At 71.4% G+C, this 22,496-nt stretch carries 19 protein-coding genes and 1 pseudogene; 14 read left to right on the top strand and 6 right to left on the bottom strand.

From position 1 onward, the window contains the following. Nucleotides 1-43 precede the first annotated feature (43 nt). The 4 genes from TR50_RS32990 (at nt 44) to TR50_RS43160 (ending at nt 5,047) form a co-directional block, all read left to right on the top strand. Nucleotides 44-2,725 carry a helix-turn-helix transcriptional regulator gene (locus TR50_RS32990; RefSeq protein ID WP_042430961.1) on the top strand — a complete coding sequence of 894 codons (2,682 nt, stop codon included), beginning with the start codon at nt 44-46 and terminating at the stop codon, nt 2,723-2,725. A 170-nt stretch (nt 2,726-2,895) separates the two neighbouring features. Next, on the top strand, nt 2,896-3,069 hold the full coding sequence (locus TR50_RS47225) for a hypothetical protein (protein WP_160311228.1): 174 nt from the start codon (nt 2,896-2,898) through the stop codon (nt 3,067-3,069). A 62-nt stretch (nt 3,070-3,131) separates the two neighbouring features. Further along, entirely contained in the window at nt 3,132-3,416 is a 285-nt protein-coding gene (locus tag TR50_RS32985) for a hypothetical protein (protein ID WP_042430958.1), read from the top strand. Nucleotides 3,417-3,538: 122 nt separating this feature from the next. Continuing rightward, nucleotides 3,539-5,047 carry an MFS transporter gene (locus tag TR50_RS43160; RefSeq protein ID WP_052441632.1) on the top strand — a complete coding sequence of 503 codons (1,509 nt, stop codon included), beginning with the start codon at nt 3,539-3,541 and terminating at the stop codon, nt 5,045-5,047. Here the strand turns inward: TR50_RS43160 and TR50_RS32975 are convergent. After that, the gene (locus TR50_RS32975) at nt 5,035-5,667 is read right to left on the bottom strand and encodes a GNAT family N-acetyltransferase (protein ID WP_201776909.1); all 633 of its coding nucleotides are present in this window, start codon (nt 5,665-5,667) and stop codon (nt 5,035-5,037) included. The genes TR50_RS43160 and TR50_RS32975 overlap by 13 nt on opposite strands. A gap of 142 nt (nt 5,668-5,809) precedes the next feature. On the opposite strand from TR50_RS32975, the gene TR50_RS32970 reads away from it, so the two are divergent. From TR50_RS32970 to TR50_RS32945, 6 genes are all read left to right on the top strand, one after another. Continuing rightward, complete coding sequence (locus TR50_RS32970; RefSeq protein WP_042430955.1) at nt 5,810-6,319, top strand: NUDIX hydrolase; 510 nt, start codon at nt 5,810-5,812, stop codon at nt 6,317-6,319. A gap of 258 nt (nt 6,320-6,577) precedes the next feature. Further along, entirely contained in the window at nt 6,578-7,069 is a 492-nt protein-coding gene (locus tag TR50_RS47220) for a VOC family protein (protein WP_052441630.1), read from the top strand. Between the two features lie 369 nt (nt 7,070-7,438). Continuing rightward, on the top strand, nt 7,439-8,455 hold the full coding sequence (locus TR50_RS32960; RefSeq protein ID WP_042430953.1) for a zinc-dependent alcohol dehydrogenase family protein: 1,017 nt from the start codon (nt 7,439-7,441) through the stop codon (nt 8,453-8,455). Between the two features lie 294 nt (nt 8,456-8,749). Then, nucleotides 8,750-11,614, top strand: coding sequence for a COR domain-containing protein (locus tag TR50_RS32955; protein WP_152648774.1), 2,865 nt, complete (start codon nt 8,750-8,752; stop codon nt 11,612-11,614). 313 nt (nt 11,615-11,927) lie between these two features. Further along, nucleotides 11,928-13,823 carry an alkyl/aryl-sulfatase gene (locus TR50_RS32950; RefSeq protein WP_042430943.1) on the top strand — a complete coding sequence of 632 codons (1,896 nt, stop codon included), beginning with the start codon at nt 11,928-11,930 and terminating at the stop codon, nt 13,821-13,823. Nucleotides 13,824-14,191: 368 nt separating this feature from the next. Next, nucleotides 14,192-14,896 carry a TNT domain-containing protein gene (locus TR50_RS32945; RefSeq protein ID WP_063775190.1) on the top strand — a complete coding sequence of 235 codons (705 nt, stop codon included), beginning with the start codon at nt 14,192-14,194 and terminating at the stop codon, nt 14,894-14,896. Nucleotides 14,897-15,011: 115 nt separating this feature from the next. On the opposite strand, the gene TR50_RS32940 is transcribed toward TR50_RS32945, so the two are convergent. Next, on the bottom strand, nt 15,012-15,203 hold the full coding sequence (locus tag TR50_RS32940; protein ID WP_042430939.1) for a hypothetical protein: 192 nt from the start codon (nt 15,201-15,203) through the stop codon (nt 15,012-15,014). 805 nt (nt 15,204-16,008) lie between these two features. Here TR50_RS32940 and TR50_RS49330 point away from each other — a divergent pair. Next, nucleotides 16,009-16,455: pseudogene (locus tag TR50_RS49330) on the top strand (class I SAM-dependent methyltransferase); the annotation flags it as partial. Nucleotides 16,456-16,595: 140 nt separating this feature from the next. Here the strand turns inward: TR50_RS49330 and TR50_RS32935 are convergent. Beyond that, nucleotides 16,596-17,657, bottom strand: coding sequence for an alpha/beta fold hydrolase (locus tag TR50_RS32935; RefSeq protein WP_042430935.1), 1,062 nt, complete (start codon nt 17,655-17,657; stop codon nt 16,596-16,598). Nucleotides 17,658-17,775: 118 nt separating this feature from the next. Here TR50_RS32935 and TR50_RS32930 point away from each other — a divergent pair, with 118 nt between their 5' ends. Beyond that, a complete protein-coding gene (locus TR50_RS32930) occupies nt 17,776-18,327 on the top strand; it encodes a CGNR zinc finger domain-containing protein (protein WP_042430933.1) in 552 nt (183 codons plus the stop codon). A 91-nt stretch (nt 18,328-18,418) separates the two neighbouring features. Here the strand turns inward: TR50_RS32930 and TR50_RS32925 are convergent, their stop codons facing one another. Further along, complete coding sequence (locus TR50_RS32925; protein WP_042430929.1) at nt 18,419-18,850, bottom strand: Ohr family peroxiredoxin; 432 nt, start codon at nt 18,848-18,850, stop codon at nt 18,419-18,421. A gap of 365 nt (nt 18,851-19,215) precedes the next feature. Then, nucleotides 19,216-19,677, bottom strand: a complete 462-nt coding sequence (locus tag TR50_RS32920) for a nuclear transport factor 2 family protein (RefSeq protein ID WP_042430927.1) — start codon at nt 19,675-19,677, stop codon at nt 19,216-19,218. 177 nt (nt 19,678-19,854) lie between these two features. On the opposite strand from TR50_RS32920, the gene TR50_RS32915 reads away from it, so the two are divergent. Beyond that, complete coding sequence (locus tag TR50_RS32915) at nt 19,855-20,316, top strand: hypothetical protein (RefSeq protein WP_042430923.1); 462 nt, start codon at nt 19,855-19,857, stop codon at nt 20,314-20,316. 225 nt (nt 20,317-20,541) lie between these two features. Here TR50_RS32915 and TR50_RS32910 read toward each other — a convergent pair whose 3' ends face one another. Continuing rightward, nucleotides 20,542-20,919, bottom strand: coding sequence for a bleomycin resistance protein (locus tag TR50_RS32910; RefSeq protein WP_042430920.1), 378 nt, complete (start codon nt 20,917-20,919; stop codon nt 20,542-20,544). Nucleotides 20,920-21,189: 270 nt separating this feature from the next. Between TR50_RS32910 and srmL the strand changes: the two genes are divergently transcribed. Next, on the top strand, nt 21,190-22,311 hold the full coding sequence (srmL, locus tag TR50_RS32905) for a PheS-related mystery ligase SrmL (RefSeq protein WP_042430918.1): 1,122 nt from the start codon (nt 21,190-21,192) through the stop codon (nt 22,309-22,311). Nucleotides 22,312-22,496 lie beyond the last annotated feature (185 nt).

The following is a 22,496-nucleotide window of genomic DNA, read 5'->3' as shown; positions in this document are numbered from 1 at the left end:
GGCGTCTTGTTGCGCAGCGCGATGCTGCCTAACCTCTCTCCTCATGGCGGGTCTCTGGCCCTTCGTTGGCCGCACCGATGAGCTCGACTTCGCACGGGAGGCGCTGGACGGGACGCACCGGCAAGGTGTCCTGTTCAGCGGCGCGCACGGCATCGGCAAGACGCGGACCCTGCGCGCGCTCACGGAGCGCCTTGACCCGGAGCGCACGGTCGTGGTCCGGGCCTTCGGGGCCCACGCGACGTCGGGCATCCATCTCGGGGCCTTCGCCCATCTGCTTCCCCCGGGGGAGCTGACGGGCTGTGACCCGCAGCGTCTGCTCGGTCGCGCGTTCGACCTGCTGGCGCGGGATGCCGACGGGCGTCGCACGATCCTCGCCGTGGACGACATCCATCACCTCGATCCGCTGGGCGCCGCGTTCGTGAGCCTGGCTGTGCGGGGCGACAGGGCGTCTCTGGCCGCTACCGCATGCCCGGAGGAGCCGCTGCCGCTGCCGCCGGCGATCGCATCGCTCCTGCGCGACGACCTGGTGGCGGACGTGCCCCTGGCGCCGCTGCACGCCGGTGACGTGCGGGAGCTGTTGGAGTCGCTGCTCGGTGGGGCCGTCGATCCGGAGTCGTCGCAGCGGTTCTTCCGGCTGACGCAGGGCGTGCCGCTCGCGGTCCGCGAGCTGTTCGAGTCGCAGGCGGGCGGAGCGGCGTTCGTCGGTGTCGACGGCGTCGACGGGGTCCGGCGGTGGAGGCCGGAAGGCCGGAGCATCACGACGAGCTCGACGGAGCTGCTGCTGCGACGCCTCGACCCGCTCGGGCCGGAGGCTCGGCGGGTCCTTGACCTCGTCGCGCTGGCGGAGCCGGTCCGACGTGCTGACGTGGTGTTCGCCTCCAGTCCGTCCGCGGTCGAGGCCGCCCTGGCGACGGGGATCGTCGAGTGCCGGCTCGACGGGCCGGGCGGCGAGCTTCGCTTCGCCCAGCCGCTGCACGGCGAATTCCTGCGGCAGCGCATGGACGCGATGTCGGCCGACCTGGGCCGTCGAGACCTCGCGGTGGCGATCTGCGCTCGCGACCTCAGCGCGGGCGACCACATCCGGCTGGCCGGCTGGCACGTCGATCACGCGACGCCGGTACCGGTGGACGTCCTGGTGACGGCCGCCGGGCTCGTCTACGGCGCGGGCGACCTGCGTCTGGCACTGCGACTCGCGCAGGCCGCGGTGACCAGCGCGGGCGGCTTCGCCGGCGCGGAGGTCCTGGCGAACACCCTCGGGTTCGCGGGCCGCCCGCAGGACGCCCTTCGCGTGCTGGACGACGCGCGGGCGCTCGTCGGATCCGATGAGGAACAGGTCCGCTGGCAGACCGCGCGGGCGCTGATCGAGTTCAACCTGCTGGACGACGTCGGCGTCGTCGAGCGGCTCGTGGAGGCAGCGGGCTCGCTCGGGTCGCCGACGGGGGACATCCTGCGCTCCCTCGCGGCCTGCTTCCAGGCGGCGAGGGGCGAGATCGCAGACGGGGCGGCGGCTTTGGAGTCGCTGGCCGGGGAGTCGTCGGGGCCGGCACGGCTGCACTCGGAGGCGATGCTCCTCGGGCTGGACGCCATGCGCGGCCGCCCGGGACTGTCCCCGCGGCTGCGGGCACTCGACCGGGACTCGTCGTCCTTACGGGAGGTGTGGCCCACGCTGCGGGCGACGAGCGGGTTCGCGCGCTGGATGGTCACCCTGACCACGGGACAGGTCGACGAACTGGTGCCTGAGGCAGGCTCGGAGCTGATGTGGTTCTTCCCGATGGTGGACGTGCAGTGGCTTCTGGGCCAGTCCATCGCCGCGCGGCTGCGCGGCGGCGTCGCGGACGCGCGGGAGGCGGCCGAGCGCGCGTTCGCGCTGGCGGAGGCGGGCGGCAAGATCTTCCTCGTGCCCGCGCTGGCCGAAGTGGCCGCCGCCGCAGCACTCGGTGGCGACCTCGACCGTGCCCGCAGCGCACTCTCCGACGCGCGCGAACGCTACCGCCCGACCATGGCCATCCACCGCCCGGCCCTCGAACTCGCGGCCCTGCAGACGGACATGGCCGCAGGGCTGGACAGCGCGGCAGCCGACGCGCGTTCCCTGGCCCGTCGATTCGCCGCCGAGCAGCTGCACGGCTACGAGATGCTCGCCCTCCATGCCCTCACGTGCCTGCGCGCAGCGAGCGTGGAAGACGCCGAACGGCTGAAAGGTCTTGCCGCCGCTTCCGACAGTCCGCTGGGCCGCATCGCGGCCGACCACGCCGACGCCCAGAGCCGGGCCGACTCCGGGGCGCTGCTGGTCGTGGCGGAGCGCTATCTCGACCTGGGCCTGAACGTCTTCGCGGTCGACGCCGCCGTCGAGGCCGTGCACATCCGCCTCGCCCACGGCAGCGCCGACGCAGGCACGGCCGTGGAGCGCCTCGTCCAGATGCTCGACTCGACCGGCGTGGAGCCCCGGGGTCTGCTGAGCCTGCCGGTCGAACGCCTCACCCGCCGGGAGAAGGACGTCGCCGTGCTGGCCGTTGACGGGCGGCCCGCCAAGGTCATCGCCAAACAGCTGTTCATCGTGCCGCGCACGGTGGACTCGAACCTCCGCCGTGCCTACGCCAAGCTCAAGATCCACTCGCGTGCCGACCTGGCGCCACTGCTGGCCCTCGCCGAGCGCATCGAACGCACCACCCGTGAGACCGGCAGCGGTGCCGATCACGTCGACCCTGGGGCCGACCCCGCCTCGTGATCCGCTGCGCGCGAACACGGCCTGCGTATCCGGCCCGGGGCATTGCCGTAGTCGCGTCCCCGGATTGCCGTAGGCGCGCGCGTCGATCCGGTCCCGAAGCGAAGGCATCCTTCGAGCAACGACCCCGCTCGCGGGGGGCGATCACGATCACGCGCAGCTAGGAGGCTGGTGTGGGCGACAGCGACTACTACAGCGAATACGACCGCCGACGGGGAGAGGCCGGCGATGTCTACCGCAAGGCGGACCTGCGCCGCAACGAGGCGTACGAGCAGCGGCGTCGCGAGCAGGAACAGCGGGACAGGGAGCTGTGGGCGGAGTGGAGCGCCCAGCAGTCCGGCAGTTGACGCGCCCGATCGATATCGACACCCAGCACGAGCGACACAAGGCCCAGGGATGAGGGAAAGCGATGGGTGACTACGCAGACGACAAACCGTTCGGCGGGCCGCAGCGGCCCGCCGCATCGAACACCGCCGACGGGAACCTGCCGGACAGCTCCGCCGGTTGGCTCGGGGCCGCAGCCCTGGCCACCGTGGCCGTGCTCATCATCCGCGCTCGCGCCGAGGCCCGCGCCAGGCACCCGCGCAGGTGCGTCTGCGGCGGCGACGGCAAGTACCTGAACAGGAACAGACGTTGGGAGTCCTGCGGCAACCGCTGGCAATCGGGCCGGCTCGTCCACAAGTTCGGGGCGTAGCAAGGACCGCGCCCCCAAGGCCGTGGCTCGGTCGGACTGGAGGTCGCGGGGCATCCGCCACCATGCGCGACGACGCGCACCCTCGACGTCCGATCGTGCCCCGGAGTGCGGAGACATCGTCAATGCGAGTCCTGATGGCACACCGCGGCATACGCCTGTTCCTCCTGGGGCAGACGGTGTCGATGCTCAGCGACTCGGTCCTGTGGCTGACCGTAGCGATCTGGGCGCGGATGCTCACGGGGAGCTCCTCGGCCGCGGGCCTGTCGTTCTTCATGCTCGGCCTGGGATCCGTCGGCAGCCCGGTCGGCGGAGCCCTGGCCGACCGCCTCCCGCGACGTGCACTCCTGGCGGCAGCGAACGCTGCCGCCGCCGGGCTCGTCCTCCTGCTGGTGTTCGTGCACGGCGCCGGGCAGTTGTGGCTGATGTACGTGGTGATGTTCGGCTCCGGACTGACGACCGGGACCCTGGCGTCGACACAGACGTCGCTGCTCCAAGCGGTGGTACCGGCGGGACTGCTGGGCGAGGCGAACATCGCCCTTCAGACCGGGAGATGGGGCGGCCGACTCGTCACACCGCTGCTGGGCGCCGGACTCCTCGCCCGCGTCGGCCCCGACCCCGTGGTGATCGGCGACGCAGCCTCGTTCATGGTGGCGTTGGCAGCCACACTGCCGGTCCTACGAGCAGCACCCGCCCCGCTGACGCCAGGACCTCGGCCATGGCTCGCCGGCGCTGCGGCGGGCGCGTTGCACATTCGCCGGACCGCAGCCCTGCGACCGCTCGCCCTTGCGGGCACGCTGACACTGACGGCCTTCGGCCTGTCCGAGTCCACCGCGTTCGAGGTGGTCCGGCGCGGACTGCACCGCCCCGACTCGTTCCTGGGCGTCGTCGTCTCCCTCCAGGGCGGCGGCGCCCTGGTCGCGGGCGCTTGCAGCGCCGTCCTGCTCCGCCGCCTGGACGCGCAGCGTCTGACGGCGGCCGGCATCGTCTGCGCGGCCGCCGGGTTCCTGCTGTCGGCCGCATCCCCTGCCTTCGTCACGCTGGCCGGGACCGTGCTGATCGGTGCGGGGCTGCCGTGGATCACGGCGGGCGTCTCGACAGCGCTCCAGCAACGAACCCCGGCTGCCCTGATCGGCCGAGCGGACGCGGCGCTCCGCACGATGATCGCGGTCCCGCAGACCATCGCCATCGGCCTCGGCTCCGCACTGGTGTCGACGGTGGACTACCGGCTCGTCCTCCTCCTCGTGGTGGCACTCTTGGCGGCGTCAGCCGCGTACCTGATCCGTGGGCGCGCACCGGGGCCGCTTCCACGGACTCACCGATCGGCGCCCGCCGCCAGGCCCGCTCACGACGGCGCGCTCTCCACGAGCGCGCCGCTCGCTGCCCGCGTGTTCCCCAATCCGTTGCGAGCGGACCATCCGAGGCGGGGCATCAGCTCCGGCCGGATTCAAGGCCCTGGCCGCGCTTCCGTCCCAAGGCGCGGCCACACGTCGTCACACGTGCTCGTGCGCACAGGCAGTGATGACGGGGTCGGAGCCGGAGGGCAGGAGTCCCGTCTCTACACAGTCAAACGCGCCGAGACGATCAAGGAACACCAAGCCCGCCGAGGACAAACGACAAGTCAGCCCCTGTAGACCAGCCCGGTCAGGTCGGCGTGCGCTGTCCAGCCCAGCGACTCGTACAGTGCCTGGCCCTCGACCGTCGCCCCGAGCACGGCGAACTCCGCGCCCTGCTCCAGCGCGGCGTTGCCGAGCGTGCGCATCACCACCGAGCCCAGCCCCCGACGCTGGTGCGCCTCGTCGGTGGCCACCCGGTCGACCACGGCGACCGTGCCCACCACGGCGGTGTACCCGTCGGCCGCCAGCTCCCCCGAACCGGTTCGCACCCGCACGTGGATGACTTCGTTCACCACCTCGGTGCTCACCTCGTACCCGTCCGCCACCCGCACCTCGGCCGGGCGCAGCGGAGCGGTCATCATCATCTCCGGCCCGCCGAGCTGCCAGCCCGGCCCGGCCCACTCCAGCGCGAGCTGCGGGTCCACGAACGCCTTGATCCAGGTGTACGGCACCTGCTGTGCCGCCTCGGCGGCGGCCCGCACCACGTCCTCACGCGGGTCGAGCAGCACGTGCCGCGCCTTCTCCCGCGAACGCGGGGTCTCCACCCGCAGGCCCCACGGGTGCTCGACCGGCCCGGTGTCCCGTCGGGCCTTCGCCAGCCCCCTGATCCACCCCAGAAACAGCCCGGTGTCCAACACGAGCACTCCCCCTTCGGTCCTTGATCGAACGGCACAGGCTACCCGCCCCTCCCGGTAAGAACCGCAGATGCGAGAGCCGCGCGTGGGAGCAGCGGCGGAGCTGGCCAGAAGGCCGCTGAGGTCCGCGGTCTAGGATTCCGCCATGGCTACTCCCCAGTTCGTCTCCGAGTTGCGTGCGCTCGTCGGCACACGTCCCCTCTGGCTCAGCTGCGCGATCGCCGTGGTTCTGGACGCTGACGGTGGCCGGGTGTTGTTGGGACGCCGGGCGGACAACGGCCTGTGGAGCCTGATCGGCGGCATCATCGACCCGGGCGAGCAGCCGGCCGACGCCGTGGTCCGCGAGTGCTTCGAGGAGACCGGGGTCATTGTCCAGCCGGAGGCGTTGACATCCGTGACGGTGTCCGGGCCTGTCGTCTATGCCAACGGTGACGAGACCCAGTACCTGGAACTCACCTTCCGCTGCCGCGCGGTCGGCGGCGAAGCCCGGGTCAACGACGACGAGTCAACCGAGGTGGGCTGGTTCGACCTGCGCGACCTCCCTGCCCTGGATGAGGCGAACCAGCGCCGCCTCGCGCTCGCCGTCGACCATCAGGGCGTCACCGCCTACGACTTCTCGGGGCTCGCCACCGTCCTCGGTCACGGCGTGAACTGACCCGGCGGCCATGCTGCCGGTCGTTCCGATCTTGAGGAGTGTCGGTCGAACGGGAGTCCCGATCGGGTGAGTGCACCGGCGGCCGCGCATGAAAGCACGGCCTCTTGGCAGCTCAAAGGGTGTACCGCAACGCCGCGATCCTCGAGGGCACCGGGTCCAGATCAACAACCACTCAGAGGTGGTCGAGTCGGCGGCGTGGGGCCTCATGGGCGCGTAGCCGTGCCTGATCGGGTGGCGGGGCGGGCGTAGTGTGCATGCATGCCCCTGTCATTCTTGTACGCGACCGTTCGTGTCCGGGACGTGCGCGCGTCGGCGAGGTTCTGGTCCGAGGCGGTCGGGCGGCCCGCGGTCGGTGCGGGGGACGGAGCACTGGTGGCGCTGGGGGAGGGGCCGGAAACACCCGGCGTTCTCCTGTTCGAGGACCGGGACGCCGTACCGCAGGCCACCGGGCTCGCGTTCTGCCCTCCACGGGGGACGCTGCTCGGGGAGGTAGAACGTCTGACCGCGTTGGGGGCGACCGTCGTCGGCAAGCGCCATCGGGGCTTCGGGTTCGGAGAAGTCACCATGGCGGATCCTGAGGGCAACCAGTTCGTGGTGACCTCAGGCACCGAGGAGTGGAAGGCGTTCGAGAACGACGAGGACGATGAGAACGGCCGCGTGCCCCACCCTGACCACCCGTTCTGGGCCGACGCGGAGCAGCCGCCCGACCGCAGCGTTCACGGTTCCACGTTCGCCGTGTTCGAGGGCTGATCGCGCGGCCGCGCAGAGCCGTCGGCGTCCACACTGGTTCTGAGCGGTGCTCACCGAAGCCGCCGGACGCGGGCCGGAGCGCCCCGCGTACCCGTCCCGGGCGGGATCCATTGGACGACGGTCGCCCCACGCCTTCGACCGCGGCTTCCCCTCCATTGCGGACGGCATGCGTCTGTAGGGGTGTACTGCGCGCACAGCCCTTCGTGGTGCCTCGCAGCGCGCGCAGGGAGCGGGTTACCTGGACGACACGACGCTGCCCGCGGCTCGTGAATGGATCCGTGGGGAGCCCGCCCCAGGACGCGGCGCTCGCCGGCCGGCCGGCACCGTGGGCCCCGCAGCGCAACGCTACGCAACGCAAAGGAAGCCCTCATGCGCGGAGCAGTGATCCACGCCCCCGGCGACGTCCGGCTCGAAACCCGGGAGGACCCGCGGATCCTTCAGCCCACCGACGCGATCATCCGCACCGTGGCCGCCTGCGTGTGCGGCTCCGACCTGTGGGCGTACCGCGGTGTGGAGCCGATCGGCGACCCGCGCCCGATGGGGCACGAGTACGTCGGCGTGGTCGAGGAGGTCGGCTCCGAGGTCACGAACGTCAGGCCGGGCCAGTTCGTCGTCGGTTCGTTCGCGACCTCGGACAACACCTGCGCCAACTGCCGCAACGGCTACCAGTCGTCCTGCCTGAACCGCGAGTTCATGAGCACCTGCCAGGCCGACTACGTGCGCATCCCCAACGCCCACGGCACCCTGGTCGCCACCGAGGACCACCCCGACGAGCAGGACGTCCCCGGCCTGCTGGCGGTCTCGGACGTGATGGGTACCGGCTGGTGGGCCGCCCTGGCCGCCGAGGTCAAGCCCGGTGCCACCGCCGTCGTGGTCGGCGACGGCGCGGTCGGGCTGTGCGGGGTGATCGCCGCCAAGGAGATGGGCGCGGAGCGGATCATCGTGATGAGCCGTCACGCGCCGCGCCAGAAGCTCGCGACGGAGTTCGGAGCCACGGACATCGTCACCGAACGCGGCGAGGAGGGCGTCGCCCGGATCAAGGACCTGACCGGCGGGATCGGCGCCGACAGCGTGCTGGAGTGCGTCGGCACCGCCCAGGCCATGCAGCAGGCGCTGGACTCCGCTCGCCCCGGCGGCACCGTCGGCTTCGTCGGCATCCCGCACGGGGTCACGATCGACGGCCTGGAGATCTTCTACTCCCAGGTCGGCCTGCGCGGCGGCAACGCCCCCGTGCGCCGCTACCTGCCCGAGCTGATCGACATGGTCCTGACCGGAAGGATCACGCCGGGCAAGGTCTTCGACCTCACCCTTCCGCTGGACCAGGTCGCCGAGGGCTACCGGGCCATGGACGAGCGCCGCGCCATCAAGGCCCTGCTCACGCCCTGACCCGAGGGCCACGCCGCCCCGCACCCGCCGCCCTCATCGACATTGCCCTGCGCGTTCGACCCCTGTGCCCGGAGACGCCGGGCTCCCAGGTGCGCCCCGATCGGCTCCGCGGCGGGGGCTGGCGGCGGTGTCCCGCCACGCGTCCCGCGCTCCGTCACCGCCAGCGCCGGAAGCTATCACGTTCCCAACTCGCTTGGAGTACTGGGGTGTTCGACTTCGCTGTCGGCTTGATCCACAGTAGGCTGGCCCGCGGTCCTTCGCGCTGGTCGAAGAAGCGGGATTACGGGGGCAGACGTGACGTCAGGAATGATCGGGCCGAGCGCCGCGGTGAGCCAGCAGGCGGCCGGACGGCGGGTGACGCTGGCCTCCTGGTCGAGTGCCGACGGGCCGATACCCAGGGAGCTCGTGGGAATCACCAACCATCGACGGCATGAGACGGTGCGCGAGCTGCGCCTGGCGGACTACCCCTTCGAGCGGCTGCCGCGCTGGCTCTCGGCCCTGACCGGCCTGGAGCGGCTCGAGATCGACGTGCGTTCGAAGGCGCGGCCGCTCGCTTCGCTCGAGAACCTGCCCCAGTCGGTCGGCACCCTGGTGCTGCGCGGGGCGGACCTTAAGGAACTGCCTGCGGCGAGGGCGTCGGTCGGGGTGCGGGCGCTGCACCTGCAGGCCGTCGGCATCGAGTCCCTCGAGCCGGGACTGCGCTCCTTCAGCGGGCTGCAGGAGCTGGTCATCGAGAGCCCCGGGCTGATCCGGCTGCCGGACGAGATCGGGAAGCTGTCGTCGCTGCGCCGGCTGGCCATCAGCAGCCAGCGGTTGCAGGTGCTGCCGCCGTCGATCGGCCTGCTGTCCGATTCGCTGGACCTGGAACTGCACTGTCCCCGGCTGCCCGACACCGTCCAGGTCCTCGCCGAGCGCGGCATCCCCGAGCTGTTCACATACCTGCGCAGCATCGCGGCCGACGGGGAACCGCAGTACGAGGCCAAGGTCATACTCATCGGCGAAGGCAACGTCGGCAAGTCGTGCCTGATCACCGCGCTCCAGGGTGGCGAGTTCCTGGAAGGGCGCCCCACGACGCACGGGATCGAGGTCAGCAGCCTGGACCTGCCGCAGCCCGGCCCGCAGCCGCCGACGCCGAACGACTCGCTGCGGCTGAACCTGGGGGACTTCGGTGGCCAGGAGGTCTACCGGATCGGGCATCAGTTCTTCTACAGCTCTCGCTCCCTGTACATCCTCGTGTGGCGCCCACGTGAGGGCCGCGAGGAGAACGCCGTCGAGGATTGGATCCGCCGGGTCAGGCTCCGCATGCGCGACCAGGTGAGGATCCTGATCGTGTCCACGCACTGCGACGCCGACCAGCGCAGTCCCGAACTGGACCTGCCTCATCTGCAGCAGAAGTACCCGGGGATCATCGCGGGTCAGTTCGCCGTCGACAGCCGGACCGGCACCGGAATCGAGGAGTTGCGTGCCGCGCTCGCCCAGGAGGCCGCCCGGCTTCCGCAGATGGGTGAGCTGGTGGCCCGCGACTGGCAGGTCGTGCGGACCAGGCTGCAGGACCTCGCAGCAACCCGGCCCTTCATCAGCTGGAAGGAGTACCTCGACCTCTGCGCCGACTCGCAACTCGGCGACGCCGCGGCGATCACCCTGGCCGCCCTGCTCCACGACCTCGGACGCGTCATCCACTTCGGTGGTGAGTCCGGTCTCGGCGACATCGTCGTGCTGCAACCCGAGTGGCTGACGCGTGCCGTCGGGTACGTCCTTGAGGACGCCCCCACCCGCGAGGCCGACGGTGTGCTCTCCTACAACCGGCTGGGCCAGATCTGGGGCGGGGCGCAGGAGCGCCAGGCGTACTCCGAACTCCTCTACCCCTACTTCCTGCGGCTCATGGAGGTCTTCGACTTCTCCTACCGGCTGGAGGAGGGAGACCGCGCCCTGGTCGCCCAGCTGGTGCCCTTCCGTCGCCCCGAACTGCCCTGGCGCGTCGGCCAGCGACCGCCCGCCAGCGAGCACGAGGCAACCCTGATCTGCACCTTCTCCGAGCCGCCGGTCGGCCTCATGGCCTGGCTGACGGTCCGAAACCACCGCTACTGGACGGGGAGCCACTGGCGCCGCGGCGTCTTCTTGCGCAGCGACGAGTACGGATCCTCGGCTCTCTTCGAGCTGACCAGCGACACCGAGCTGCGGCTGACCGTGCGCGGCCCCTCCCCTTACATGCTCTTCGCCCTGCTGCGCGACTCGGTGGCGCACCTCATCGACACCCGGTGGCCCGGGCTGACCCGACAGTTCCACATCCCGTGCCCCACGCGATCGGCGACGACCACGCCGTGCGAGGGTCGCTTCTCCCTCGACAGCCTGGAGACCTTCAAGCGGCGGGGCCGGGGAACCATCGACTGCCACACCTGCGCCGAGACGCACGACATCATCAGCCTGCTCACCGGATTCGATCCGCAGCCGTCGAGCACACCCGAGATGCACCAGATGCTGGAGCGCGTGGAGTCCCTGGTCAGTCGGACACGGGACGACACCACCCAGATCATGGCGGCGCAGCACGAGCTGCACACGGAGCTCGGCCGCCTCCGCTCCGAACTCGGGCTCAAGCTGCTGGCTGTGCGGCGCCTCCTGACCAACGAGATGAAGGATTGCCCCACCCTGTACTCACTGGCGCCCCGACGTTCCTTCAACCCGCTGACCGCCCGCTACCTGCTGACGCTGTGGTGCGAGGAGACCGGCACGCCGCACCCGTGGCCGGAGGCCACCTACGACCTGCACGCGCCCAGGGCGCTGGTGAAGGAGACGCTGCCCTACCTGAAGGTGATCCTCCCGATCCTGGAGGTCGGCCTCCCGGTGCTGGGACGCCTCACCGCCGACGCCGTCTCGGAGGTGGACCTGAAGGCGGCCCAGGAACTGCTCGCGTCGACCCGGGAGCTGCTCCACGGGCGCGAGGACAGCGCCGTCGACTGGGCGGTCCCCTACGACGACCCCAACGAGGGGCCGCGGCGCGGGTTCCGCACCTACCGTCACATCCTCCTGGAGCGGGACCCGGACCGGCGCTTCGGCGGTCTCACGCGCAGGATCACGCCCACGGGCGACGTGGTCTGGCTCTGCCGCCACCACCTGCTGCGCTACGACCCCGGCCTGCCGACCCTCCCTGCGAGCGCGTGAACGTGAACCACGTCGCGGGGCGCGAGGGCGTCTATCGTCGAGACGGTCGCTCGCGTCTCCTGCGCACCGAGGTCGAGGACGAAGGTGGGGACAGGTGCCGGTCGGGGGGCCGAACCGCGCCCCCACCGCCCCACCTCGTCACAGCCCCCTCGGTACCGCCACCCTCGATCTGATCACCCCCCTTGCACCGGAAGAGGGTCGGCAGTCCTTCGGACGGATCACCCGGGTGGCCGAGGCGACGGCGGCTCACCAGAGTGGCCCCGGGCGGCGGAGTCCGTCTCGGCAGGGGAGCAGGGGAAGGGAGCGGCCGAACATGGCGCAGGACGACATGGCCAAGGCAGCCCGGCCGGGCATCGTCGCCGGCAACGAGGCGGTGCGGGCACGGTACCCGTTCGAGGACCGGCAGGACTTCCAGGACGCCGACCGCGGCTTCCTCGGCGCCGCCGAGGACGGCCGGATCAGGAACGCGGCCGGCGATGTCGTATGGGACGCGGACGCCTACGGCTTCCTGGACCAGGACTGTCCGGACACTGTGAACCCGAGCCTGTGGCGGCAGAGCCGGCTGACGTCCCGCCACGGTCTGTACCAGGTCACCGAAGGCGTCTACCAGATCCGTGGCTTCGACCTGTCCAACATGACGGTCGTCGAGGGCGACCGCGGCGTCCTGGTGATCGATCCGCTGATCTCCGCCGAGACCGCGTCCGCGGCGCTCGCCCTCTACCGGACCCACCGCGGCGACCGGCCGGTCACCGGCGTGCTCTACACCCACAGCCACGTCGACCACTTCGGCGGAGTCCGCGGCGTCGTCACCGACGAGGAGGTCGCCGTCGGCGTCCCGGTCATCGCTCCGGAGGGCTTCCTGGAACACGCGGTGAGCGAGAACGTGTACGCCGGCACCGCGATGGGACGCCGGGCCGCGTACATGTACGGCGCGGCGCTGCCCAAGGGCCCGCGCGGGCAGGTCGGCGCGGGCCTCGGCCAGACCACGTCCACCGGCGCCGTCACCCTGATCCCGCCCACGCTCACCGTCACCCGGACCGGGCAGACGGAGACCGTGGACGGCATCCGCCTGGTCTTCCAGATGACCCCCGGCACCGAGGCCCCGGCCGAGCTGAACATCCACCTACCCGACCACGCCGCCCTCTGCCTGGCCGAGAACGCCACCCACAACCTGCACAACCTGCTCACCCTGCGCGGCGCCCAGGTCCGCGACCCGCGCGTGTGGGCCCGCTACCTTGCCGAGGCCGTCGACCTGTTCCTCGACACCACCGACGTCGCCTTCGCCTCGCACCACTGGCCGACCTGGGGCCGCGAGCGCATCGTCCGGTACCTGACCGAGCAGCACGACCTCTACGCCTACCTGCACGACCAGACGCTGCGGATGCTGAACCAGGGCCTGACCGGCCCGGAGATCGCCGAGCAGATGCAGCTGCCGCCCGCGCTGGAACGCGCCTGGCACACCCACGGCTACTACGGCTCGGCCAGCCACAACGCCAAAGCCGTCTACCAGCGCTACCTCGGCTGGTTCGACGGCAACCCCGCGCACCTGTGGGAGCACCCGCCCGTCGAGGCAGCGAAGAGGTACGTGGCCTTCATGGGCGGCGCGGACCAGGTCCTGCGGCAGGCCCGCGCCTCGCTGCAGGAGGGGGACTACCGCTGGGTCGTGCAGGTCGTCAACCACGTGGTCTTCGCCGAACCGGACAACGCCGAGGCCCGCGCGCTTCAGGCCGACGCCCTGGAGCAGTTGGGCTACGGCAGCGAGAACGGGACCTGGCGCAACTTCTACCTCACCGGCGCGTACGAGCTGCGCCACGGCGGCATCGGGAGCCCCACCGAGGCCGCCTCACCCGACCTGCTGGCCGCGCTGACCCTCGACCAGATCCTGGACTCCGCCGCGATCCGCGTCGACGGTCCGCGCAGCTGGGACAAGGACATCTCGATCGGCTGGATCCTCGACAGCGGTCAGCGGATCACCCAGCGGCTGCGCAACGGCGTCCTCAGCCACGCGTTCGGGGACAGGAGGAACGCCGGGTCGGCGGACGTCGAGATCACCCTCTCCGAGGCCGACCTCAGGGCCCTGCTGCTCGGCGCGCTGTCCGCTGCCGAGCTCTCGGGGCGGGCGCGGATCTCGGGCGACGCGGGCAAGCTCGCGGAGCTGCTTGCCTGCCTCGGCGCCCCCGACCCCGGCTTCGCCATCGTGACCCCCTGAGAGCCCGGCCTGCCAGGGCGGTCGCGCTCGGGGGGGCCTCGGCGGGTCCCCGGCAGCCCGCGCGTCTCCACCGGGGCTCCCGGGCGACACGCCTCCTGCGGGTCCGCGCCCGCGAAGCCGCATGGGCCGGACGGCCGTCGCGGTGAGGCGTTGGGGGCGGCGAGGAGCGCGGTGATCGGCCGGCCGGGGGATTCTCGTCGGCGAGTCCGCTGCGAAGGCGTCTGTGGGGCCGTCACATCCGCACATGCTGAGCATGAGTGATCTGCACGATGTGCGACCGGCGGCCCGTTCTCGGCGCAGGCCGGTGCCGTCCTCCCGCCGCCGGCCCGCGTCAGGGCCACGCGGTCCCGACAGCGGAAGGAACCCGGATGCGTTCGACACGTCGCCTGCTGGGGAGCGTGCTGGCCGCGCTCCTGCTGGCCACCGCCACACCGGTCGTCGCGCACGCCGACCCGGCCCCGAGCGGTCAGGGCGCGGACAGCTGCCCGGCCGCCCACCGGACCGCGGCCACGACCACGGCCCCGCCCGCCCTGGAGGACTACTACCACGGCGACTGGCGGCTCGGCCCGGCGTTCCTGCCCCGGACCGGGGTGATCGGCAGGATGCTGCGGGGATACCGCGCCCAGGACTCGACCTCGCGCTACTGGATCCTGGGCTGCTACTGGCAGACGAGCCAGGCGACCAACCAGTCGGGCTGGTGGTACCCGGACAACAACGGCTTCGTGCTGAAGGCGGGCCGCCCCCTCGAGCACGCCGTCAGCCTGCGCACGGGCCAGCTGGTCGACCTCTTCGGAAGCGGCCGGGGCTCCTTCCTCGCCCCGGAGGGCACGCCCTACGCCGAGCGGGCGCTGCCGCCGACGAACCTCGACGAGTACAGCGCGACCGGCCCCGTGGTCAACTACCACCTGTACCGCGTCGCCAAGCAGTTCACCGTGCAGTCCGGCCCGATCCGGCCCTGGTTCGGCCAGCCGGGCCTTGGGACCCAGTACTGGACGGCCTACGGGGACCCCACCCGCACGGTGGCGTTCCTCAAGGCGCAGGGGTTCCTGGACGAGCTGCCCCAGCCGCAGTAGCCCAGCGGCCCGCCCGCCCGGAAGCTCCGCCAGCGCATCGCGCATCGCGCAGGGCGGCAGCTCCGGGCGGTGCGCGCGTACCAGCGGCCGGCGGTACCGGAAACCGGCTGTGGCGTCAGATCAGGCTTCCGCACCAGGTGTTCCGGGCCAGCCATTCGTCGTGGCTGAACTCGTCCCAACCCGGGTCCGGTGTCGACGCCGGCACCGAGATGAACATGTCCTCCGCCGCAACGCGCTCGGGCAGCTTGCGGAAGCGGGCCCGTCCGGCCTCGACCGCGGGGTCGAGATGGTCTTCGCGAGGCTCCACAGGGTCCTCCCCGTCCTAGGAACTGTGTCCTCCAGTCAAACGTGTGAGCGGCCCGACTCGTTCCACGACGGTGTACGTCACCGACCGATCCTCCTTGGAGTGCCTCCTCCTGCTGCACTAACCCGTCTCCCGGGGGAGTTCCTGCGGGCGGCGGCGGTTCTCCTCCAGGTCCGTCGCGGCCTGTACGGCGTACCGCGAGCGGAGCGTGGAGGCTGGAAGGCCGACGAGCCACTGCGAGGAACCGTCGTGGCCAGTTGATCGGCGTCCGGATCTGGCGTAGACGGTGTGCAGTCCTCGATGAGCTGCCAGAAGGTGTTCTCGTTCATGGGCAGAGCATGACGGACGGCGGTGACAGTGACGGGTCCGCGCCTGCCCACCACTCCACTGCCGTTTGCCTGGGAATCTCATCGGTCCATCGCGTGGTTCATATCCCCGGTATGAGTGGCCAGGCAGCAAGGCCGCCCAGCGCTCCTGGCCCTGACGAAGACCGGCGGGCGCGGCCTGGCCGGGGCGATGGCAGATGACGGCTGCTGAGATGGCGACGACGTCGAGGAAGCGCTCGGCCTGGCACTCATAGCGTCGGTGCAGCAGTCGTCATCCGGCCGGCCGGCACACAGTCCGCTCTACTGACCGACGTTGCCCGTTTCTGCCACGGCGTCCAAAGCGGTCGCGCTCCCCAGAGACTGCGTCGTAACGTGCGCGCGTGGACGGTGGAGATCCAAAGGACGTGGTCCGGCGCGGGTACGACGTGCTGTCGGAGCACTATGAGCGGGCGTTCGGCAGCGAGACCAAGTACGGACCGTGGATGTGGGAGTTGCTCGGTCGGGTACCTGAGGCAGGCGCCGTCCTGGACATCGGGTGCGGCACCGGGGTCCCGGTGGCCCGTGCCCTGGTCGCGGCGGGGCAGCGCGTGACGGGCGTCGACATCAGTGAGGTCCAGATCCGCCGGGCCCGGGAGCTGGTGCCGGGCGCCGACTTCATCCGGGCCGACGCCACGACGTTGGAGCTTCCTCCAGGCAGCTTCGACGCCGTCGTCTGTCTGTACGTCCTGATTCATGTTCCGGTGGAGGAACAGCCGGCCCTGCTGGAGCTGATCGCCTCCTGGCTGCGGCCGGGAGGCTGGTTCTTGAGCACCACCGGGCACCGGGCCTGGACCGGCACCGACGAGAACTGGCTCGGTGGCGGGGCCGCGATGTGGTGGAGTCACGCCGACGCCGCCACGAACCGCGCATGGCTTGTGCGGGTCGGCTTCGACGTGGTCCACGAGGAGTTCGTGCCCGAGGGCGACAGCGGCCACGTCCTGTTCTGGGCCCGGCATCACACGCCGGCCCCGTACGCGGCCGGCTCGGAGCCGGAACTCGTACGGGGCACGGTCACCGTCCGCGGGCGCGGTCAGAAGTGGTCCACGTCCACCACGGCCTGGGCGAAGGCGGTGGGCGCCTCCTGGGGCACGTTGTGGCCGATGCCGGGGAGCGTCCGGTGCTGGTACGCCCCGGTGAACTTGGAGCGGTAGGAGGCGCCGTCGCCCGCAGGGGTGAACGGGTCCAGCGCGGCATCCAGAGTGATGGTGGGGACGCCGATGGTCGGGGCCTTGACCAGCAGGTCCTCGTACCGGTCGTAGCGGCGCTCGCCCTCGGCGACGCTGAGCCGCCAGCGGTAGTTGTGGATCACCACGGCGGCGTAGTCGGGGTTGTCGAAGGCGGCTTCGGTGCGTTCGAACGTGGCGTCGTCGAAGTCCCAGGTGGGGGAGACCAGTTGCCACACGAGGCGGGTCAGGTCATGGCGCAGGCCCTTGTCCTCCATGGCCTTCTCCCCGCGCTCCGTGGCGAAGTAGTACTGGTACCACCAGGTGTGCTCGCCGGCCGGCGCGATCGGTTCCAGCTGCGCCTTGCGGTCCGTCACGAGGTAGCCGCTGACCGAGACCAGGGCCTTGACCCGCTCGGGCCAGAGAGCCGCGAGGATGTCGGCGGTCCGCGACCCCCAGTCGAAGCCGGCCACCACGGCCTGGTCGATCCTGAGGGCGTCCATCAGGGCGATGATGTCCAGCGCGACGGCGGACTGCTGCCCGTTGCGGAAGGTCCGGGGCGAGAGGAAGCGCGTGGTGCCGTGGCCGCGCAGGTAGGGGACGACGACGCGGTAGCCGAGACCGGCCAGGAGCGGGGCGACGTCGACGTAGCTGTGGATGTCGTACGGCCAGCCGTGCAGGCACAGGACCACCGGTCCGTGCGCGGGCCCCAGCTCCGCGTACCCGACGTTCAGCAGACCCGCGTCGATCTGCTTGAGGGAGGGGAAGGACGTGTGGGTGCCCGGAGCGATGGCGGGCACGACCGGGGCCTGGCCGGAGCGGCGCGGCACGGGCGCGGCGCCGGCGACGCCCTCCATGCCCGCGAGCGAGACGGCAGTTGCTCCTGCGACGAGCCCCAGCGCCTTGTTGAAGCGACGCCTGTCGATCATGTGATGCCTTTCCAGGTGATGTGTGACTCGTCGGCCGACGGGGGAGTGACGACCGTCGCCGAAGGGGGTGACGGGCCCTGGCATTGCGCATTGGTCTGTCACTGGTCAAAATGGTGACGTGATCCATGCCTTTCCGTGCGGAACCCTGCCCCTCGACTTCGTCGGCACCCTGCGGGCGCGGCGCAACGCCGCGCCGATCGAGAAGCTGGCCGTTCCCGCACAACTCGATGCCTGGTTCGTTGAGGCGGGGATCTTCGACGCCGCGCCCGGCGCCGATGCGACCGACCTCGCCGTCGCCACGGAGCTGCGGGAATCGATCTACTCCCTGGTCGCCGCGCGCCTCGACGGGCGACCGATGCCGGAACGGGCCATCGCCGAAGTCAACAGGCACGCCGCGGGCCTGCCGGTGACGCTGCGTCTGCACGCCGACGGTACGACCAGGACCGGCACCGTGGCCCAGGGGCTCGCCGCGCTCGCTCGGGAGACCGTCGAGATCCTCGGCGGCGACGACGCGGCTTTGCTGCGTGAGTGCGCCCGTCCGGAGTGCACTCAGGCGTACCTCGACCGCTCACGGGGACACCGGCGCGAGTGGTGCGCCATGAAGACCTGCGGCAACCGGGTCAAGGCCGCCAGTTACCGGGCGCGTCACCACAGCTCCGCCGAGGCGTGAGCGCGGCTCGCGGGCGGGGTCGGCCCGCCCCGGAGCCGTGGGAGCTTGATGGGCGGCCCGGGCGGAGACGGGCGGAGACGCAGCAGCCGCGTTAGCCGGTCACGGCGGAGGCGTTGACGGTGACCGGGATGTTGCCGCGGGTGGCCTTGGAGTAGGGGCAGATCTGGTGCGCGGCGTTGCCGAGCACGACCGCGGTCTCCTGGTCGACCCCGCCGAGTTCGAGGTTGAGGACGGCGCTGAGTCCGAACTCGCCGTCGTCGCCGTGGGTCAGGGTCGCCTCGACGGTGATGGCGGTACTGGTCAGCCGGACGTTGCGCTCGGCCGCGGCGCGACGGACGGCCCCGAGGAAGCAGGCGCCCCAGCCGGCGGCGAACAGTTGCTCCGGGTTGGTGGCGCCGCCTGCGCCGCCCAGCTCCTCCGGGATGGCGAGGGCGGTCGTCAGGTGGCCGTCGCTGGCGGCGACCTGTCCGCCGTTGCGGCCCTCTCCCGTCACCGTGACCACGCCGGTGTAGCTGACTGTCATTGCGTGTCTCCTCGTGCATAGGGATCCGATGAGGCGTCACGCCGTCACGCCATCACCGGTTTAACCGGTTACTCATCCTGGCGCTCCTGCCCTGGCGCGTCAAGGGCGCCTGGTGCACCTGGTGCGCCTGCCGGGTGCATCTGCGGGATCAGAGTGCATGGTTGGAAGCCGGGGGGCCGCAGGACTTGGCCGCACCTGCTGCTCGGGGGCGGCCATGAGTAACCGGCCTGACTGGCCAGCCTGAGGCGATCAGCATCCGTCAGATGACGGTTGCCCCCGCGCACATGTCAGGGGACATGTGCGCGGGGGACGTGTCGTGGGAACAGAACACCCAGAGCGGGGAGGGTCGGCGGATCCAGGGGTGGCTACCGTCGGCGGAGGTGGCGGCTGACGTCGCCGACGAGGTTGATCACGACTCTGCGTTCCACGAAGCGCCACCGGCCGGCACGCCGCTCGAAACGGTCGTGGTAGCGGCCGCCCGCAATGGGCTGCAACGGCAGGTCGGGCAACGACTGCAGCACGGTGACGTAGGAACGGGCGAGCGCCCGGCCGTTGTGCTCGTCGACCTCCACGGCGACGTTGGTGACGACATGCTGCGTTCGCGGGGTGCCGTCGGCGTAGACGATGACCGTGTGCTGGAACATCTTCGTGATCGCCTCGCCGCCCCTCACGGGTTCGCCGCTGCCGGTGAAGGTGGCATCGCCGAGGAGGTTGCCCAGCGCGGTGAAATCGCCGTCGTCCACGAGCTCGGCGTAACGGGCGATCAGGTTCTCGATGGCGCGGTGGCTCGGCGCCGCGCCGGCGGGCGCAGGGGTGGATGCGGACATGATCTCCTCCTGGGTTCGCGGCGTCAGCGGCCGTGCGAGGCAAGCATGCCCACGGGTGGCACCCGCGTGTGGTGGCGGATCCGGTCCCGTCAGCCAGCCTTGCACCGTGATGAGTAACCTGCCAGAGTGGTTACGCGCCGACGAGCGGTGCCCCCGCCCACATCCATGGAGCCATCTGTGACCGTCGTCAAGTTCCATCTCGTCTCCTCGCTGAGCCCCTCCGGCGTGCTGGAGGCGCTCACCGACTTCAGCCCGACCCGGGCGAAGGCCTGGCCCAGCATCGACAGGGAGCACTTCGAGGTCCACGGCCTGGGGGAGAACTGGGCCGAGGTCACCGAGGGAACGAGCGCGGCGTGGGAGCGGGCGCGCTACGACTGGGAACCCGGGGGAGACGAGGTCGTCATCACCACCCTCGACTCCAAGCTGTTCGGGCCTGGGGGTGGTTGGGTGTTCCGGATGACCCCGCAGGCTGACGGCACCCGCGTCGACGTCCAGTTGACCCGGACACCGAGCACCCTGAAGGGAAAGCTGCTGGCGTCGCTGCTCCCCGCTGTCGCCCCCTCGTCCCTGCGCAAGTCCTTCGCGGGCCCGCTTCAGGCCCGGCGACGCCGAGCCGCAGAGCCGCTGAACGCAGGCTGATCCCGCGTCGACGGCGTTGTGGGACAGCCCGGGGCAAGGCCCACGGGACCGCCGGCAGCCTGTGCCTCCGCGAACTCGGCTACCCCCGCGCGGCGTTCGCGCGGGCCTGAACAGCCGGCGCGGGGCGCAGCCGCCGGGACGGCCGTAGGCCTCGATGCGGGGACGGATGCCTGGACGCGCCGGCACGGAGGAGTGTCTGGGGTGGTCCCTGACCGACGCAAGGGGCTAGGAACCCTGCGGGCTGCCGATCCGCAGCAGGTTGCCGCTGCGGTCGACCAGGGCGAACTCCCGCATGCGGTAGTCGGTGTCGGTCACCGGCATCAGCCTGCTGCCGGTGGCCGGCTCGGTGGGGACGCCGATGCCTGCCCAGGCCTGATGCAGCGCGTCCGCGTCCCGGACCTGGAGGTAGCAGCTGCCCGCGGTCGCCAAGGGGTCCACCCCGGGGTCGTGGCGGAAGTGGAGTTCCACCGTGCCGCGGACGACGATCAGGTAGCCGTCCGGCCCGTCCCAGCGGCCACGGGACTCGAAGCCCAGACGGCCGTAGAACTCCAGCGTCTCGTCCAGGTCCCGGCTCGGGAGGATCGGGACCGCGTACTCGTCCATGCCGCCACCCTAAGGCCCGCGACGGGAACTTGGGGTGCGCTGCCGTGCGGCGGCCTCAGGTGAGGCCGGAGCCTCGGCCCGGCTATAGTCCTGCTGTGGCCGTCGTAGCGATCTCTCGCCGATTTACCGGCCCCCCGGCCCCCGAAGGGCGCCGCAGGGGTCGGACTTCGCCACGTCTTCAGAGCTGAGGCGGCTGACCCCGTAGAGCGGCCAGGCCCAGGGGCTGGGGGGTTGTGAAACCCCGTCACTGCTCTTGGCCAGGAGGCCGACATGCCTGCTCACCTTTCCGCCGGACAGCTCATCCACGACCTGTCCATCCGCGACCTCACCGACCCGGCCGCCGGCCCGCACGCGCTCCAGCTCGTGCTGGGCCGTGCCGTCGACGCGCTGGCGAACCGCTGGGGTTGCGAGGTCCGCTGGTACCGCGGCGAGCGCACCGTCACCGTCGAGGACAACTACGACAACCTCGGCTACCGCACCGACGACATCACCCGCGACACCCGCTACACGCGCTACGTCGACGACCGGACCATGTTGCGCAGCCACTCCAGCGCGCTGATCCCGGCCGCGCTGCGCGCCCTTGCCGCAGACCCGGCCGACGACGTGCTCCTGGTCTGCCCCGGAGTGGTCTACCGCCGCGACAGCATCGACCGGCTGCACACCGGGACTCCCCACCAGGTGGACCTGTGGCGCGTCACCCGCCGCCCGACCCCCATGACCACCCACGACCTGGACGACATGGTCACCTCCCTCGTCGCGGGGATCCTCCCCGGCGCGGAGCACCGTCACGAGGACCGCGTCCACCCCTACACCCTCTCCGGCCGTCAGGTGGACGTGGATCGCGACGGCGAGTGGGTGGAGGTCGCGGAATGCGGCCTGGCGCACCCGCAGGTGTTGGAGCGGGCCGGTCTGGACGCCTCGTGGAGCGGCCTCGCGCTCGGCATGGGGCTCGACCGGATGCTGATGCTGCTCAAGGGCATCCCGGACATCCCCATGCTGCGCTCCGCCGAACCGTCCGTGGCCGCCCAGATGACCGACCTCGCCTCCTACCGGGCCGTGTCCGCCATGCCGATGATCCGGCGGGACCTTTCCGTCGCGGTCGACTGCGACGACCTGGCCGAAGACCTCGGCGACCGGGTCCGTGACGCGCTGGGAGCGGACGCCGACTGCGTGGAGGCGGTCGAGATCCTCTCCCAGACGCCCTGCGCGGAACTCCCGCCGCAGGCGCTGAAGCGGCTCGGCGCCCGCCCGGACCAGAAGAACGTCCTCCTCAAGGTGGTCCTGCGACACGTGGACCGCACCCTCACCGACCAGGACGCCAACCTGCTGCGCGACCGCGTCTACGCCGCGGTCCACCAGGGCAGCGTGCACCAGTGGGCGGCGATCAGCTGAAAGAAGCCGAGGCCGGTGCCGCCCTCCGGGGAAGGCGCCGGCCTCGGCCCGTCACCCGCCGTCCTGGGGCCTCGGGGCCGCGCAGGAGAGCCGGGCACCGCCCTCGCCACGGATGTCGAAGCCGTCGGTGCGCTCCGGGCCAGTGCGTGGCGTCCCTCGTGCCGGTAGGCGGGCCGGAGTTCACC

This window comes from Streptacidiphilus anmyonensis (genome assembly GCF_000787855.1).
Lineage (GTDB): Bacteria > Actinomycetota > Actinomycetes > Streptomycetales > Streptomycetaceae > Streptacidiphilus > Streptacidiphilus anmyonensis.
The sequence above is the reverse complement of the archived record's forward strand: the minus strand, read 5'-3'. Positions and strand labels throughout refer to the sequence as shown.